Source organism: Bacillus sp. BS98 (assembly GCF_008432245.1).
GTDB lineage: Bacteria > Bacillota > Bacilli > Bacillales > Bacillaceae_G > Bacillus_A > Bacillus_A toyonensis.
In genome coordinates this window covers 3537256-3553480 of the sequence record NZ_CP043830.1, presented here as the reverse complement: position 1 = coordinate 3553480, position 16225 = coordinate 3537256, and the positions used below count along the sequence as shown (strand labels likewise).

Below are 16225 nucleotides of genomic sequence, written 5' to 3'. Positions count from 1 at the left end.
GGTATTCAGTTGTATTTTATATATTTTCATTAATTTGCTCTTTATTTTTGTTATGTAAAGTATGTAAAAGTGTTTGAAATACTGTAAATGATTGCTGAAAGATTGGACTTTGAATAAAAGTGTATAGAAACGTTACGATGAAAACAGGACCTCCTAGCATATATCCAATAACTAATACAACGCATTCTACTATGATTCTAGCACGACTAATAGACAGTCCCGTTTTGTCGGAAATAGTAAGCATGAATCCATCGCGAGGTCCAGCGCCAATTCCAGCCGCAACATACATACCTCCCCCAATACCTGTGATTGCAATACCGGAAAATAAGATGAGTAAGTTTATCCATAAATAATGAGTAGCGTTTGGAAGGATATTTGATTGTAAGAAAAAGTCCATAATAGGACCGATAAGTAGTGCATTTAAAAATGTGCCCACGTTTATATATTTTCGATCTACTAGTAAAGAAATGAGAACGAGACATAATCCACATATGACACTCCACGTACCAATGGTCCATCCAAATCTTTGGTAGAGGGCCATATTTAAAACTTCCCACGGATGCAAACCGAGAAATTTAACTTTGACTGCAAGAGCGTTTCCAAGGCCAAAGAAAATTAATCCTAAGAAAAAAAGAAAATAGCGAAAGAGAGTTAGCCTCATCTTTAAAACCTCCCATATTTTATAATTATGTATGTTACCTGTTACGGTTTTAATGTACAAATATTATGTCTTTTTATCATTCGTTTAAAATTGTTAACAATGTAAATGAAATATACATCTTCACAGTCAAAAAAGTTAAAATATTTCGTTTTAAGGATTATAATGGAGAAAGAAACAGAAAAGGGAGTGAACGAACTTGAAACAAGAACTTATTGAAAGATTTACGAGATATGTAAAAATTGATACCCAATCAAATGAAGAAAGCCATACAGTACCAACAACACCCGGACAAATTGAATTTGGTAAGTTATTAGTTGAAGAGTTAAAAGAAATTGGGTTAACAGAAGTAACGATGGATGACAATGGTTATGTGATGGCAACACTTCCCGCTAATACGGACAAGGATGTGCCTGTAATCGGATTTTTAGCCCATTTAGATACGGCAACAGACTTTACAGGGAAAAACGTAAAACCACAAATTCATGAAAATTTTGATGGTCATGCAATTACGTTAAATGAAGAGTTAAATGTTGTATTAACACCAGAGCAGTTCCCGGAATTACCATCATATAAAGGTCATACGATTATTACAACTGATGGTACAACACTTCTAGGAGCAGATGATAAAGCTGGTCTTACAGAAATTATGGTTGCAATGAACTATTTAATACATAATCCGCAAATTAAGCACGGGAAAATAAGAGTAGCATTTACACCGGATGAAGAAATTGGTCGTGGGCCAGCGCATTTTGATGTAGAAGCGTTTGGTGCATCATTTGCTTACACGATGGATGGAGGTCCATTAGGTGGTTTAGAGTATGAAAGTTTTAATGCTGCAGGTGCTAAGTTAACGTTTAACGGAACGAATACACATCCTGGAACAGCGAAAAATAAAATGCGTAACGCAACTAAACTTGCTATGGAGTTTAATGGGCATCTACCGGTAGAAGATGCACCAGAATATACGGAAGGTTATGAAGGGTTCTATCATTTACTTTCTTTAAATGGTGATGTTGAGCAAAGTAAGGCGTATTACATTATTCGAGATTTTGATCGTGAAAATTTTGAGACACGTAAAAATAACGTTGAAAATATTGTGAAGCAAATGCAAGAGAAGTATGGGCAAGATGCGGTCGTTTTAGAAATGAATGATCAATATTATAACATGCTTGAAAAAATTGAACCGGTAAGAGAAATTGTTGATATTGCATATGAAGCGATGAAAAGTTTAAATATCGAACCGAACATTCACCCGATTCGCGGTGGAACAGATGGATCACAATTATCATATATGGGATTACCGACGCCAAATATTTTCACTGGTGGTGAAAACTACCATGGTAAATTTGAGTATGTTTCGGTAGATACTATGGAAAAAGCTGTTCAAGTTATTGTAGAAATCGCAAGACGATTTGAAGAACAAGCTTAGAAAAGAACCAAGTAGTACGAATGTGCTACTTGGTTCTTTTTAATATAGCACTCGCCACAAATAAAAAGTTGCATAAGATTCCCAATTTGTCCAGTTTGCCGCAAAGTCTTTTATTTCATTTTTAGTCGGTTTATTTTGGGAACCTGTAATAAATTTAATTGCATTATGCAGACCAACATCATCAATTGGAAAGGCTGAAGGGAAGCGTAAACAGCGCATTAAAACATAGTGGGCAGTCCACGGTCCTATACCATGGATAGCGGTTAATTGTTTTTCAGCAATTTTTACATCTTGTGTTTGTAGTAACGATTCTTTTGATAGTTTCCCTTCTGTAATAAGCTTCGCAATACCGATTAAATATTCACATTTTCTAGTCGTCATTTTTAATTTTTTAAGATCCTCTACATGTAAATTTGCAATTGTTTCAGGTGATGGGAATATCCTATGTTTTCTATCGTTCCATTCTACGTAACTTCCAAATTGTTCAACTAATCTTCTTTTTAGCGTATAAGCATATGCGAGGTTAATTTGTTGACCGATAATTCCCCAGGAAAGTGCTTCAAATAAATCTGGAATACCTAATGTGCGAAGCCCATAATAATCTTGAATAGGGCCTTGAAGGAGTGGATCATGTTTAGCTAATGTATAAAAAGGAGCTAAATCGGTAGTGAAATCAAACCACTCTATTACATAGTTAGCTACAGCATCACATACCCATTTTTCAGAGTTATAGGATTCTCCTAAAAAACGTATTTGAATATTTCCGTCAGTATTTATACTAATTTCAACTAAAGGGTTTACATGTTCAACAGGAATGACTTTATAAATTTTGTTATCTTCAATGTGAAACATACATTCATTGTTAGAACGTGATAGATAGCGTAAGTTTTCTTGGAAATTAAATTCTTTTGGAGCTGCTAAAGTCAATGCGTTATTATATTCTGCTGTCATATGAATTCCACCTGTAATTTTTCTAATGTGAGCAATTCTTTTTTCATTTCTAATCCGCCTCTAAAACCAGTTAGTTTTCCATCTTTTCCTATAACGCGATGGCAAGGAATCGTAATGAGAAGAGGGTTGGCGGCAATAGCAGAAGCAACGGCACGCACAGCTGTAGGTTTTTGAATTCTTTCTGCAATTTCTGAATAAGAATAGGTCTTCCCGTAAGGAATTTCACGTACCGTATTCCAAACGGATAATTGAAAAGCAGTTCCGTAAGCATCGATAGGGAAAGTAAAAGTTTCACGCTTGTTTTCTAAATACTCGATAATTTCTTTCGTATATGTTTGCATGTAATCTGGATTGCAAGTCAATATATGTTGGGGCTTTTTTTTTCTAGCCCATATATTTAGTTCTTCAAAGTTTGCGTCTTGTGATCCAATAAAACAAATTCCATTTTCAGTTGCCGCAATATGAAAGCACCAATTTTTATGTGTAAGTAGCGTCCAATATATAGATTTATTTTTGTAGGAATTCATTATTGTCTCCCTCTTTCATTACGTTCTTTTTTCGATATTCAGTAGGAGTAAATCCAGTTTTCGTTTTAAATAAAGTTGCGAAATACTCTTGGTTTTCTATCCCGACAGCAGTACTAATTTCCTTAACGGATTGCTTTGTATGTGAAAGATATTCCGTCGCTTTCACAATCCTGAATTGCTGTATATATTCCATTGGGCTAATTCCTGTTATTCTTTTGAAAGTGCGTTGTAAATGAAAGGGACTACCGTGGCACATTTCCGCCAGTATGTCGAGAGTTAATGCTTCGTCAAAATGCTTTGCAATATACTCTTTAATTTGTACTACCCACTCTTCATTTGGTAAAGTGATCCCATTTGGTTTACAACGTTTGCACGGACGAAAATTTTCATGCAATGCTTGTTCTGCATGAAGAAAAATTCGTACATTGTTTTGATTCGGTATTCTTGATTTACACGATGGTCGGCAAAAGATACCAGTTGATTTCACAGCATAAAAGAATTTGTTGTCATAGGAAGAATCATTATGAATAATTGCTTGCCAATACTCACTTGTTAACGTAAATCCTTCATTGTGCAAAGAACATCACCTCTGAAATTAGTATAACCTGAATAAAGTGCGTATGTACGTATTCAAAAATGTAAGAGCAAGATTACAAAGATGAAAATATGATTGTTTTTCTATTTTGTGATAGCATGAACTTTGAAAGTGAACAGCAAGAGGAGGATTATAAGTGAAGTTAATTTCATGGAATGTAAATGGTTTACGTGCAGTTATCGCAAAAGGTGGATTTTTAGAATACCTTGAGGAATCTAATGCAGATATATTTTGTCTACAAGAAATTAAATTACAGAGTGGACAAATTGATTTAAATCCAGAGGGATATTATACATATTGGAATTATGCTGTGAAAAAAGGCTATTCAGGAACGGCAATTTTTACGAAAAAAGAACCGCTTTCTGTTACGTACGGTTTAGGCATTGAAGAGCATGATCAAGAAGGAAGAGTCATTACTTTAGAATTCGAAGATTTTTACATGATAACGTTATACACGCCAAACTCAAAACGAGGATTAGAGCGTTTAGATTACAGAATGGAATGGGAAGATGATTTCAGGACTTATATAAAGCAATTAGATGAAAAGAAACCAGTTGTTTTCTGTGGAGATTTAAATGTTGCTCATAAAGAAATAGATTTAAAAAATCCAAAAAGTAACCGTAAAAACCCTGGATTTTCTGATGAGGAAAGGGAGAAGTTTACACGTATTTTAGAAGAAGGATTTGTTGATACGTATCGTCACCTTTATCCTAATCAGGAAGGCGCATACTCTTGGTGGTCCTATCGTATGGGAGCAAGAGCGAAAAATATCGGATGGCGTTTAGATTATTTTGTTGTCTCTGAAAGAATAAAAGGGCAAATAACAGATGCGAAAATTAACAGTGAAATAATGGGATCAGACCATTGCCCAGTTGAATTACATATAAATTTCTAAAAAAAGAAGTATCTCGCTAATAATAGGCGGATACTTCTTTTTAATTCAGTTTGTTAAAATTTTTCAAATCATTCTTGAAATAATTGCATATTAAATATATACTTAGTAACGATAATCATTATCAGTGAAAAGGGTTATCAATGGATGAAGTGTGAAAGAATTATAGTTTAGGGGAAGTGAACGAGAATGAGTTCCGGATAAAATTATTAATCTAATGAATTATATGCATGGAACAAGTTTCATGTAGTTAAGTTTTTATATAAAAATAATCTATTTACAGGTTTCGAGAGGAGATATATAAAGATGAACAAGAAGTTATTTACGTTAGGGATGGTTACAGTTTTAAGTGTAGGGTTAGCGGCATGTAATAGTGCGGATAAAACTTCAGGTGAGCAAAAGCAACAGACAAAAGCTACGGAAACGAAAAAAGACGAAAAGCGAAAAATTACATATTTAGGTAAAGAATATACAGTGCCAGCAAAAGTAGATAAAATTGCGACAGCTAGTTTAGAGTCAATGGAAGATGCGGCCGTACTTGGAATTAAACCAGTTGGTGCGATTACTGTAGGTGGTAAATTACCAAAGTATCTTGAAAAAGATTTAGAGGGTGCAAAATCTGTTGGTGAGAAAATGCAACCGAATTTTGAAACATTACTTCAATTAAAACCAGATGTTATTACATCAAGTACGAAATTCCCAGCAGAAACAGCTGAAAAGTTTACAAAAGTAGCTCCGACGTTCCCGGTATCACACGTTTCAACAAATTGGGAGGATAACTTAAAGTTAATGGGAGAATTAACTGGTAAAAAAGATAAAGCAGAAAAGATTATTAAAGATTACAATGCGGACGCTGAAAAAGCAAAAGCAAAACTAGGAGATAAGTTAAAAGACAAAAAAGTACTTGTCGTTAGACTAAGAGCAAACGAATTATTCCTATATCCTGAAGGTGTATACTTTAACCCTGTCATTTATAAAGATCTTGGACTAACTGCTCCAGAACAATTGAAAACTGTAAAAGCACAAGAGAAAATTTCATTTGAAAAACTTGCTGAACTTAACCCGGATTATATTTTCTTACAATACGAGGCAAGTGAAAATAAAAACCCGAAAGTACTAGAAGAAATTGAAAGCAATCCAATTTGGCAAAGTATGAATGCTGCGAAAGAAAAGAAAGTATTTGTAAACGTTGTGGATCCAATGGCACAAGGTGGTACAGCTTGGAGTAAAACAGCATTCTTAAAAGAAGCAGTGAAAAATTTATCTAAATAATACAATAAGTAAGGTGCGTTGAATGATATGCAGAAAACAAATGCAGTACCAGTAACTATATTATGTATAGCACCCATACTCATCTTAGCTACAGTTATACTTTCTATTTTGTATGGTGCGAAAAGTATTGATGCTGAAACAGTGTGGAACGCATTATTTCATTTTGATTCAAGCGATGTAAATCATAATATTATTATTACTTCACGTTTACCAAGGGTAGTTGCAGCTCTTTTAGTCGGAGCATTTCTAGCCATATCAGGAGCACTTATGCAGGGGATGACAAGAAACTATCTTGCATCCCCTTCTATTATGGGTGTGACGGATGGTGCAGCCTTTGTTATTACACTATGTATGATTTTTCTTCCAGGAATGTCATCAATCGGTATGGTTTTATGTTCAATGATTGGTTCTGCACTAGGGGCCGGTATCGTGTTTGGTTTTGGCTCACTTCTTCAAAATGGCTTATCTCCTGTTAGGTTAGCAATTATAGGGACAGTTATTGGAACATTTTTAAGCAGTGTATCAGCTGCGATGGCTTCGTATTTCCAAATCTCTCAAAATGTTAGTTTTTGGTTTAATGCAAAGTTAGACCAAGTGGACCCTAATATAATTAAAATCACGATACCTTTTGGGATAATTGGGATAGTTTTAGCGCTGTTAATAGCGAAATCTATTACCATTCTTTCTTTAGGAGAAGAAGTTTCTATTAATCTAGGGCAGCGTACAAAACTAGTAAAAGCGATGGCAATTTTATCAGTAATTTTTTTAACAGGAACAGCAGTTGCTTTAGTAGGAAAAGTTGGTTTTGTAGGCTTAATTATTCCACACATTACTCGCTTTATTATTGGGGTAGATTATAAGTGGATTTTACCATGTGCGGGTGTTATTGGTGGAGTTTTCTTAGCTTTATGTGATGTATTAAGTAGATTTGTAAACTATCCATTTGAAACGCCAATTGGAGTCGTTACATCTTTAATTGGGATTCCTTTCTTCCTTTATTTAATCCGTACAAGAGGAGGAGAGAGACATGCTTAAAAGTTCAAGTCAACGTTTTGGAATGACGATGGGGATTATTATATTTTTAATACTATGTGCCATTTATATTAGTTTAACGAATGGAACGTTTGATATTACGATTACAGATGTATTTAAAACACTTTTTAGAATAGATCCGTTACCAGAGCATGATTTAGTTATTTTTGAGTTTCGTCTTCCGCGCATTGTAATTGCTGGATTAGTAGGATTAGGATTAGGCGTTGCGGGTGCTGTAATTCAAGGGATTACGAGAAATGGTTTGGCGGACCCAGGTATTTTAGGAGTAAATGCCGGAGCAGGTACAGCTATCGTCATTTTTATGTTTTTCTTTCAAGGACAATTAAAGAGCACAGACTGGATTTCTATAATGATGATGCCGATGTTTGGCCTAGTTGGTGGATTAGGTGCAGCCATTATAATCTATCTGTTTTCTTGGAAAAACGGTAAGTTAGATTCGCAGCGACTTTTGTTAACAGGGATTGCAATCGGTTCAGGGTTTGGCGCATTCTCTATGTATTTATCACTCAAAATGAAATCATCTGATTTTGAGATGGCTGCAGTTTGGGTGTCTGGAAGCATATATAGTGCAAACTGGAAGTATATTATTGCTATGTTACCGTGGCTTATCATTTTAATTCCACTTATACAGAAGAAAGCTTATTTATTAGATTTATTTCAATTGGAAGAAACGAGTATTACGAGTTTAGGTGTTTCAGTAGAAAGAGAGAAATCAATTTTACTATTAAGTAGTATCGGACTTGTGAGCGCATGTGTTGCTGTTTCAGGAAGTATTGGTTTCATCGGACTAATGGCACCGCATATAGCGAAAAGACTTGTTGGTATTCAGCATAAGCATATCATTCCTACGTGCGGAGTAATCGGAATGTTTCTTGTAATTGCTTCAGACTTTATTGCAAAAACAGTTTTCACACCTGTAGAGTTACCAGTTGGAATCGTTATTTCTATTGTCGGTGTACCGTATTTCTTATATTTACTTTATAAGGCGAAAGCGTAAGAGGAGGAATAAAAGTGAGTATTTTAAGTGCAAAAAATTTAGAAACGAGTTATGAAAAACTTACAGTGTTTCGCGATTTAAATGTGGAAATACAAGAAGGAAAAGTAACGACAATTATAGGGCCAAACGGGTGCGGTAAATCAACACTATTAAAAACGATGGGACGAATTTTAAAGCAAAAAAGCGGAAAAGTTTATTTGCAAGGACAGGATTTAAATACAATTCCAACGAAAGAAATTGCCAAGCTGTTAGCCTTACTTCCGCAAACTCCGATTGCACCAGGAGAGCTTAAAGTAGAAGAATTAATTTCTTATGGACGCTATCCACATCGAAATAACGTAAACAAGTTAACCTCAAAAGATAAAGAAATGATTGATTGGGCATTAGATATAACGAAAACTTCAGAATTTAGAACGAGACAAATTGCAAATTTATCAGGTGGTCAACGACAAAAGGTATGGCTAGCGATGGCTTTAGCGCAAGAGACAGAAGTGTTGCTATTAGATGAACCGACTACATATCTTGATATGTCTCACCAATTAGATGTATTGCAAATTGTAGAAAAGTTAAATAGAGAACATAATTGTACGATTGTAATGGTATTGCATGATATTAACCACGCAGCAAGGTTTTCCGATGAAATTATTGCAATGAAAGATGGGGAAATTGTTACAACTGGTAGTCCAGAAGAAATTATTACAAATGAAGTATTAAAAGAAGTATTTCATATTGATGCGCGTGTCATGATTGACCCGTATAATGGGGCTCCTGTTTGTTTCGGTTATGATAGTGTTGTATCTCAAGAAGAAAAAGTAGAAATATATGTAACGAGTTAAAAGGGGGAGATAGGGTGAATACTACTATTGAAAAACAGCAGATTATTACATCTAATACAGAACAGTGGAAAATGTATTCAAAAGTAGAGGGTAAGGAATATCAAATTCATATTTCAAAGCCGAGGCAACCAGCACCGGATTCAGGATACCCTGTCATATACGTATTAGATGGCAATGCCTTTTTTCAAACATTTCATGAAGCGGTTAAAATACAATCAGTAAGGGCTGAAAAAACAGGTGTTTCACCAGCCGTTATAGTAGGTATCGGTTATCCAATTGAAGGAGCATTTTCAGGAGAAGAAAGATGCTATGATTTTACACCTAGCGTAATTTCAAAAGATGCTCCTTTAAAACCAGACGGTAAACCGTGGCCTAAAACAGGAGGAGCACATAACTTCTTTACTTTTATTGAAGAAGAAGTTAAACCGCAAATTGAAAAAAGTTTTGCGATTGATAAAGGAAAACAAACGTTATTTGGGCATTCGCTAGGTGGCCTATTTGCTTTACACATACTATTTACAAACGTAAATGCCTTTCAAAATTATTTTATTAGTAGTCCATCTATTTGGTGGAATAACCGATCTGTACTTGAAAAAGAAGAGAACCTTATAAATGAATTAAACAATGCTAAGTTTGAAACAGGGGTATTCCTTACAGTTGGGTCACTAGAACGAGAGCATATGGTTGTAGGTGCAAATGAATTATCAGAGCGACTTCTCCAAGTAACACATGATAAACTTAAATTTAAGTTTTATGAAGCGGAAGGGGAGAATCACGCATCTGTTGTCCCAACGTCTTTAAGTAAAGGATTGCGATTTATTAGTCAAGTGTAGAAGAAGTATATGAAAAAAGGTAAGCGATTGCTTACCTTTTTTCATTATTGTTTTATTGCTACGTATCCATCAATTAAAAAGCTAGTGAAAAAGCGATTGATTTGAGTAAATCCACATTCTTCCATAATAGCAAGTAGATTATTTTCGGAAATAGGAAATATGTCTGTTTCAAAAGAATTTTCAAACCGGTCCCAATCTTCTAATGGAATTTGATTTTGTATCATGTAGTTTTGCCAAGCATTCAATTGCGCAGAAAACATACTTGTATGGGGTACACCATTTATTGTAGAGAGAAAGAATGGAGCGTCAGGTTTTAAGCGCCTACTAATTTCATGAAGAAGCTCTTTTTTCTCCTCAATAGTTGGGATGAAATGAAGAACAAGCATACAGGTAGCGGTGTCAAATAACGAATTTGGTAATAATGAATGGACAGTTCCATGTACGAAGTGAATTTGGTTCTGTACGCCTTCGTTTTCAATTCTTTTTTTAGCTAACTGTAGCATGCTTTCAGATGGATCAACACCTGTAAAAGATAAATTGCTATTTTGTTTACCTATTGAGAGGATCTCTTGTCCACCTCCAGCACCTATAACTAGTAAATTCGGATTGATATGTTCTTTAGGGAGTGTAGTAAACAAGAAATGATTTATCATGTCGTATAGGGTGTAATAGCTTGGGATTTTTAATGGAATTCTTTGTTCATATGAACTTACGGTAGTATCATTCCAATTCATTTTTGACCTCCTAAGTATATGTACTATAGCTTTATTATGAAATAAATGTATGAAGGTGAACAATCCCATAAATCTGGGGGGAAGAGGATGTATGAAAAAACAACGAAAGAAATTACAATGCTAGCGAATCGTATAAGTTCTATAAGGACATTTCAAAAGTCATTTCTCCACTTGATTCGTAAAGTTATTGATTTTGAAGCCGCTTGTTTTACAATTATAGACCCAATTTCTTTTTTATCTACTGGGGCATTTACGGATGCAAGTGTTGAAAAGATTCATCCACAATTGTTTATGAATGAATTTCTAGATGATGATTTTAATAAATTTAAATATTTATCAGAACACTCACCTCATGTTGCTGCTCTTAGTATGGCGACAAATGGTGAGCAAAAGAAAAGTTCTAGATACCGAAATATTTTAAAACCAGCAAGTTTTGGAGATGAATTAAGGGGCGTTTGTATAAGTAAGGGGAAATGTTTTGGGCATCTTAGTTTATTTCGAGGGAGTACCAGTCCCGTTTTTCATATCGATGATTGTAAGTACTTAGCAACGATAGTCCCAATTGCTGGAGAGGCTTTAAAAAAGGCATTTCCTATACCTTTTTCAGAAGAGAAGGTGATAGGGACAGGCACGATTATATTAAGTGAGGATTTTAATTTATTATATTGGAATCAAGATGGTAGCGATTGGCTCTCAAATCTTAGAAAGTATGAACAGTTAAATATAAAAGAAATACCAAGACCAATACGAGCAGTTTGTTCGAAAGTAAAGGCTAACGAATATAATGTAGATTGCATACGGAGAGAAGAAAAAGTTTGTATACCTTTAGCCTATGGACATTTTCTAATCATTCGGGCCAGTAAGTTAGAATGTACAAGTAGTTTTCAGGCTGGTTATGTTGTTCTTTTCGAAAGAGCAAGACCAGAAGAAATCTTTCCGCTTATTATGGAAGTTTATAGTTTTACAACACGTGAGAAGCAAGTAGTACGTAAAATTCTTACAGGTATGTCGACAAAGGAATTAGCCCAAGAACTGTGTATATCTATATACACAGTACAAGATCATTTAAAATCCATTTTTGAAAAGACTGGGGTAAGTAGTAGAAATGAACTTGTGTGGGAAGTTTTTTCGAGATTTTGCTTTGATGTTGATAAATAAAAATAAAACAAGTCTACTAAAATCACATGAAGTACGGTGGCTGAGTTGTAAAATAGGGCTGAAAAAAGGTTATGGATGAAACATTCCGTAACCTTTTTTCATAAGTAGAATTGTCCTTTTTGAAAGTTTTGTTTCAACTTTTCGTCTAAAGAGACAAAAAGTTGTCACATTTCCGTCACAATTAGCATAAACATAAAATAGACGAAATGAACTTATTTCCAAAAAGTCTTGATTCATTCAAATCAAGAGGAATAGAGCTGAAAAAGCGCGGATTAAAAGTTCACTATATTCTCAAGGAGGTAGATCGTATGAAAACTATTCTTGCTATCGCTGGACTGATTTGGGTTCTATCACATGGCATCCCAATTTATGAAGGAGAACAAATTCGCAGTGCTCTGAATAAAAATTTTAATGAATATCATATCATTGATCGGCAAGATAATGTTGTGACAGTTCGAGTGAATGATTGTTTTCATACGGTGACCGTTGAAGGAACTTCAGTAGTGAATGATACAAAAGTATGTGATCAGCAATAACTATATATAGGAAGAAAAAAGTCTCAATTTAAACGTGTGAAGATTGAGGCTTTTATATTTGTAGGCGAATAATAAGCGGGGATGGACAATCCCCGCTTATTATTGTTTCAATTTATCCCGCTATTTGCCAGGCAGTAAGACCCCCACCTCAAAATTCAGCGAAAGCAAAGAAGGTAGGTGAAGGTCGGGCTGCCCATAAAAGCTCGATTGGTGAGGGCTAATTAAAATTTCACTTTATTGGATTTTGATTGGAGATATAATGATTTTTTTACAAAAAGGAAAGGGTATAATAAAAATTGAGACTGAGAAGCTAATAATGTGTTAAGAATAATCATAAAGTGGAAATATACTCATATGGGGTATCATACATAGATATTTAATGCTATAATTGGTATACTCATAAAAGCAATTGTTTTATTGGATGAAGAGAAATTTTAAGAAGGTGATAATATGGATCATAAAGAGCATGAATCAGTAACACATAGATCAGAAAAAGAAAAAGAGCAAATTATAAATAGATTGAAGAGAATCGAAGGACAAGTTCGTGGTATTCAAAATATGATTGAAAATGATCGTTATTGCGTTGATATTTTAGTGCAAATTTCAGCGATTAATGCAGCGATGAAAAAAGTAGGAATGGGTGTCTTAAAAAATCATACGAGTCATTGTGTTTCAGGAGCTATTAAAAATGGAAATGGTGACGAAGCAATTGAAGAATTAATGACAGTATTTGAACGTTTTTCAAAAGCGTAAAAACAAGCTAGTATGTAACTGGCTTGTTTTTTTGTTTACCCGTATATTGGATTTAGGTGTATTGTAGTGAAAAAGTGTGTGTAAAATAAACGTTTAGAAAATAATTGAAAAATCATGATACAAAACCATTGATTACCTTAGGGGGGTATGGTAAAATGTAGTTGTGATTAACAAACAATGAAGAAACAAGAGGAGGATTTTAAATGGAACAGTTAACATTAAAAGTTGAAGGTATGTCTTGTGGACATTGTGTAAACTCTATCGAAAGCAGTGTGAAAGAGCTAAACGGTGTTGAAAAAGTGAAGGTTCAATTAGCAGAAGGAACTGTTGAAGTTACTATCGACTCGTCTGCTATAACATTAAAAGATATCGTTGCTGTAATTGAAGATCAAGGATACGATGTTCAATAATTATTTTTAGATATGGAAATAAATCGTACTTTAAACGAAGTACGATTTATTTTGCTAATAATTATACCTCACAAGGGTATATAGAGGTGAGAGACATGAATGAACAAAAAGAGGCCAATCTTCAAATATCAGGAATGACATGTGCAGCATGTGCCAATAGAATTGAAAAAGGTCTGAAAAAAGTAGAAGGTGTTCATGATGCAAATGTAAATTTTGCACTTGAAAAAACAAAAATAATGTACGATCCAACTAAAACAACTCCGCAACACTTTAAAGAAAAAGTTGAATCGTTAGGATATGGAATTGTAAGTGATAAAGCTGAATTTACTGTTTCAGGAATGACATGTGCAGCATGTGCGAATAGAGTTGAAAAGCGTTTAAATAAGTTAGATGGTGTGAACAAAGCGACGGTTAATTTCGCTTTAGAGTCGGCAACGGTAGACTTTAATCCTGATGAAGTCAGTGTAAATGAAATGAAGAGTACGATTACAAAGTTAGGATATAAATTAGAAGTGAAATCAGATGAGCGAGATGGATCAACAGATCATCGCTTACAAGAAATTAAACGACAAAAGAAAAAATTTATTATTTCGTTTATTTTATCATTCCCGTTATTGTGGGCAATGGTGAGTCATTTCTCATTTACATCGTTTATTTATTTACCTGATATGCTAATGAACCCTTGGGTACAGCTAGCTCTTGCAACTCCTGTTCAATTTATCATTGGTGGACAGTTTTATATTGGAGCTTATAAAGCGTTACGTAATAAAAGTGCGAATATGGATGTTCTCGTGGCACTTGGAACGTCGGCCGCTTATTTCTATAGTGTATATTTAAGTATTCAATCTATTGGTTCTTCGGAACATATGACAGATTTATATTTTGAAACGAGTGCGGTACTTATTACATTAATTATTTTAGGTAAATTATTTGAAGCAAAGGCAAAGGGACGTTCATCAGAAGCAATTAAAAAGTTAATGGGATTACAAGCGAAAACAGCTACAGTTGTACGAGATGGAACAGAAATGAAGATTTTAATCGAAGAAGTGGTAGCTGGTGATATCGTTTATGTAAAACCTGGTGAAAAAATACCAGTTGATGGAGAAATTGTAGAAGGAAAATCTGCGATTGATGAATCGATGTTAACGGGTGAAAGTATTCCAGTTGATAAAACAATTGGAGATGTAGTAATTGGTTCTACAATAAATAAAAATGGATTTTTAAAAGTTAAAGCAACTAAGGTAGGTAGAGATACGGCATTAGCTCAAATTATTAAAGTAGTAGAAGAAGCGCAAGGATCGAAAGCGCCTATTCAACGGGTAGCTGATCAAATTTCTGGTATTTTCGTACCGGTTGTAGTTGTGATTGCTATTATTACATTTGCAGTGTGGATGATATTTGTTACACCTGGTGATTTTGGCGGAGCGCTTGAGAAAATGATAGCAGTACTTGTTATCGCCTGCCCATGTGCGTTAGGTCTTGCGACACCTACATCTATTATGGCTGGATCAGGAAGATCAGCTGAGTATGGTATTTTATTTAAAGGTGGAGAGCATTTAGAAGCAACGCACCGATTAGATACGGTTATTTTAGACAAAACGGGTACTGTGACAAATGGGAAGCCAGTATTAACAGATATAATTGTAGCAGATGGATTCCATGAAGAAGAAATACTACGTTTAGTAGGAGCGGCAGAAAAAAATTCTGAACACCCACTTGCAGAAGCGATAGTAGAAGGAATTAAAGAAAAGAAAATTGATATACCAAGTTCGGAAACATTTGAAGCAATTCCTGGGTTCGGTATTGAATCGATTGTTGAAGGGAAACAATTATTAATTGGTACACGTCGATTAATGACGAAGTTTAATATTGATATTGAAGAAGTTTCTAAATCGATGGAAGAGCTAGAGCGAGAAGGAAAAACAGCAATGTTAATAGCGATAGATAAGGAGTATGCTGGAATAGTTGCTGTTGCGGATACTGTAAAAGATACTTCAAAAGCAGCTATCGCACGACTTAAGAAAATGGGTCTAGACGTTGTTATGATTACAGGGGATAATACACAAACTGCTCAGGCAATTGCAGGGCAAGTTGGTATTGATCACGTAATTGCAGAAGTATTGCCAGAAGGAAAAGCAGAAGAAGTGAAAAAACTGCAAGCGCAAGGTAAGAAAGTAGCGATGGTTGGAGATGGAATAAATGATGCTCCTGCTCTTGCTACAGCAGACATTGGTATGGCAATTGGAACAGGAACGGATGTAGCGATGGAAGCAGCGGATATTACGTTAATCCGTGGTGATTTAAATAGTATTGCCGATGCAATTTTTATGAGTAAAATGACGATTAGAAATATTAAGCAAAACCTATTCTGGGCGTTAGCTTATAATGGCTTAGGGATCCCAATTGCAGCATTAGGTTTCTTAGCACCTTGGGTTGCAGGGGCGGCGATGGCATTTAGCTCGGTATCAGTCGTATTAAATGCATTAAGATTGCAAAGAGTGAAATTAAAATAATAAAAATTTTAATTTATAGAGTAATTGAAAATGCTTTTATACAAAAAAACAATACTTTGAATAAGTGTTGTTTTT

The 16225-nt window shown here is 34.7% G+C and carries 17 protein-coding genes; 12 read left to right on the top strand and 5 right to left on the bottom strand.

All coding sequences use genetic code 11. The annotated features are described in order from the left end of the window. Positions 1 to 16: 16 nt before the first annotated feature. Positions 17 to 661 (bottom strand): YczE/YyaS/YitT family protein, encoded by a 645-nt coding sequence (locus F0362_RS18335; protein ID WP_001241268.1) that lies wholly within the window; start codon positions 659 to 661, stop codon positions 17 to 19. A gap of 196 nt (positions 662 to 857) precedes the next feature. On the opposite strand from F0362_RS18335, the gene pepT reads away from it, so the two are divergent. After that, positions 858 to 2090 carry a peptidase T gene (pepT, locus tag F0362_RS18330; protein WP_000807008.1) on the top strand — a complete coding sequence of 411 codons (1233 nt, stop codon included), beginning with the start codon at positions 858 to 860 and terminating at the stop codon, positions 2088 to 2090. A gap of 39 nt (positions 2091 to 2129) precedes the next feature. Here pepT and F0362_RS18325 read toward each other — a convergent pair whose 3' ends face one another. The 3 genes from F0362_RS18325 to F0362_RS18315 are packed head-to-tail and all read right to left on the bottom strand — an operon-like array spanning position 2130 to position 4145. Further along, on the bottom strand, positions 2130 to 3041 hold the full coding sequence (locus F0362_RS18325) for a DNA-3-methyladenine glycosylase 2 (protein WP_000123491.1): 912 nt from the start codon (positions 3039 to 3041) through the stop codon (positions 2130 to 2132). Continuing rightward, positions 3038 to 3568 (bottom strand): methylated-DNA--[protein]-cysteine S-methyltransferase, encoded by a 531-nt coding sequence (locus F0362_RS18320; protein ID WP_001089819.1) that lies wholly within the window; start codon positions 3566 to 3568, stop codon positions 3038 to 3040. The genes F0362_RS18325 and F0362_RS18320 overlap by 4 nt, the downstream gene beginning before the upstream one ends. Further along, the gene (locus F0362_RS18315) at positions 3549 to 4145 is read right to left on the bottom strand and encodes a bifunctional transcriptional activator/DNA repair enzyme AdaA (RefSeq protein WP_000551292.1); all 597 of its coding nucleotides are present in this window, start codon (positions 4143 to 4145) and stop codon (positions 3549 to 3551) included. The genes F0362_RS18320 and F0362_RS18315 overlap by 20 nt, the downstream gene beginning before the upstream one ends. A 154-nt stretch (positions 4146 to 4299) precedes the next feature. On the opposite strand from F0362_RS18315, the gene F0362_RS18310 reads away from it, so the two are divergent. The 6 genes from F0362_RS18310 to F0362_RS18285 all read left to right on the top strand — a co-directional run bounded on the left by F0362_RS18310 (position 4300) and on the right by F0362_RS18285 (position 10046). Then, positions 4300 to 5058, top strand: a complete 759-nt coding sequence (locus tag F0362_RS18310) for an exodeoxyribonuclease III (protein WP_000767610.1) — start codon at positions 4300 to 4302, stop codon at positions 5056 to 5058. A gap of 303 nt (positions 5059 to 5361) precedes the next feature. Continuing rightward, complete coding sequence (locus F0362_RS18305) at positions 5362 to 6327, top strand: iron-hydroxamate ABC transporter substrate-binding protein (protein WP_001035500.1); 966 nt, start codon at positions 5362 to 5364, stop codon at positions 6325 to 6327. A gap of 27 nt (positions 6328 to 6354) precedes the next feature. Continuing rightward, on the top strand, positions 6355 to 7362 hold the full coding sequence (locus tag F0362_RS18300) for a FecCD family ABC transporter permease (RefSeq protein ID WP_001173039.1): 1008 nt from the start codon (positions 6355 to 6357) through the stop codon (positions 7360 to 7362). After that, a complete protein-coding gene (locus tag F0362_RS18295; protein ID WP_000920443.1) occupies positions 7355 to 8377 on the top strand; it encodes a FecCD family ABC transporter permease in 1023 nt (340 codons plus the stop codon). Before F0362_RS18300 ends, F0362_RS18295 begins: the two co-directional genes overlap by 8 nt. A 14-nt stretch (positions 8378 to 8391) precedes the next feature. After that, a complete protein-coding gene (locus tag F0362_RS18290; RefSeq protein ID WP_000025775.1) occupies positions 8392 to 9213 on the top strand; it encodes an ABC transporter ATP-binding protein in 822 nt (273 codons plus the stop codon). Positions 9214 to 9227: 14 nt separating this feature from the next. Next, positions 9228 to 10046: an alpha/beta hydrolase gene (locus tag F0362_RS18285; protein WP_001098325.1), complete on the top strand. Its 819-nt coding sequence runs from the start codon at positions 9228 to 9230 to the stop codon at positions 10044 to 10046. A gap of 44 nt (positions 10047 to 10090) precedes the next feature. Here F0362_RS18285 and F0362_RS18280 read toward each other — a convergent pair whose 3' ends face one another. Then, entirely contained in the window at positions 10091 to 10780 is a 690-nt protein-coding gene (locus tag F0362_RS18280) for a class I SAM-dependent methyltransferase (RefSeq protein WP_001104348.1), read from the bottom strand. Between the two features lie 87 nt (positions 10781 to 10867). Here F0362_RS18280 and F0362_RS18275 point away from each other — a divergent pair, with 87 nt between their 5' ends. The 5 genes from F0362_RS18275 to F0362_RS18255 all read left to right on the top strand — a co-directional run bounded on the left by F0362_RS18275 (position 10868) and on the right by F0362_RS18255 (position 16150). Further along, entirely contained in the window at positions 10868 to 11938 is a 1071-nt protein-coding gene (locus F0362_RS18275; protein WP_000273065.1) for a helix-turn-helix transcriptional regulator, read from the top strand. Positions 11939 to 12246: 308 nt separating this feature from the next. Then, positions 12247 to 12474 carry a hypothetical protein gene (locus tag F0362_RS18270; RefSeq protein WP_000849103.1) on the top strand — a complete coding sequence of 76 codons (228 nt, stop codon included), beginning with the start codon at positions 12247 to 12249 and terminating at the stop codon, positions 12472 to 12474. A 450-nt stretch (positions 12475 to 12924) separates the two neighbouring features. Then, the gene (locus F0362_RS18265; protein WP_000349642.1) at positions 12925 to 13227 is read left to right on the top strand and encodes a metal-sensing transcriptional repressor; all 303 of its coding nucleotides are present in this window, start codon (positions 12925 to 12927) and stop codon (positions 13225 to 13227) included. A 203-nt stretch (positions 13228 to 13430) separates the two neighbouring features. Then, positions 13431 to 13637, top strand: coding sequence for a copper chaperone CopZ (gene copZ, locus F0362_RS18260; protein WP_000436967.1), 207 nt, complete (start codon positions 13431 to 13433; stop codon positions 13635 to 13637). Positions 13638 to 13732: 95 nt separating this feature from the next. Beyond that, entirely contained in the window at positions 13733 to 16150 is a 2418-nt protein-coding gene (locus tag F0362_RS18255; protein WP_001005320.1) for a heavy metal translocating P-type ATPase, read from the top strand. The last annotated feature ends 75 nt before the right edge of the window (positions 16151 to 16225 follow it).

Coding starts and splice junctions, on each gene's coding strand:
- F0362_RS18335 (WP_001241268.1), bottom strand. CDS start 661: ATGAGGCTAACTCTCTTTCGCTATTTTCTTTTTTTCTTAGGATTAATT.
- F0362_RS18325 (WP_000123491.1), bottom strand. CDS start 3,041: ATGACAGCAGAATATAATAACGCATTGACTTTAGCAGCTCCAAAAGAA.
- F0362_RS18320 (WP_001089819.1), bottom strand. CDS start 3,568: ATGAATTCCTACAAAAATAAATCTATATATTGGACGCTACTTACACAT.
- F0362_RS18305 (WP_001035500.1), top strand. CDS start 5,362: ATGAACAAGAAGTTATTTACGTTAGGGATGGTTACAGTTTTAAGTGTA.
- F0362_RS18300 (WP_001173039.1), top strand. CDS start 6,355: ATGCAGAAAACAAATGCAGTACCAGTAACTATATTATGTATAGCACCC.
- F0362_RS18295 (WP_000920443.1), top strand. CDS start 7,355: ATGCTTAAAAGTTCAAGTCAACGTTTTGGAATGACGATGGGGATTATT.
- F0362_RS18280 (WP_001104348.1), bottom strand. CDS start 10,780: ATGAATTGGAATGATACTACCGTAAGTTCATATGAACAAAGAATTCCA.
- F0362_RS18275 (WP_000273065.1), top strand. CDS start 10,868: ATGTATGAAAAAACAACGAAAGAAATTACAATGCTAGCGAATCGTATA.
- F0362_RS18270 (WP_000849103.1), top strand. CDS start 12,247: ATGAAAACTATTCTTGCTATCGCTGGACTGATTTGGGTTCTATCACAT.
- F0362_RS18265 (WP_000349642.1), top strand. CDS start 12,925: ATGGATCATAAAGAGCATGAATCAGTAACACATAGATCAGAAAAAGAA.
- copZ (WP_000436967.1), top strand. CDS start 13,431: ATGGAACAGTTAACATTAAAAGTTGAAGGTATGTCTTGTGGACATTGT.
- F0362_RS18255 (WP_001005320.1), top strand. CDS start 13,733: ATGAATGAACAAAAAGAGGCCAATCTTCAAATATCAGGAATGACATGT.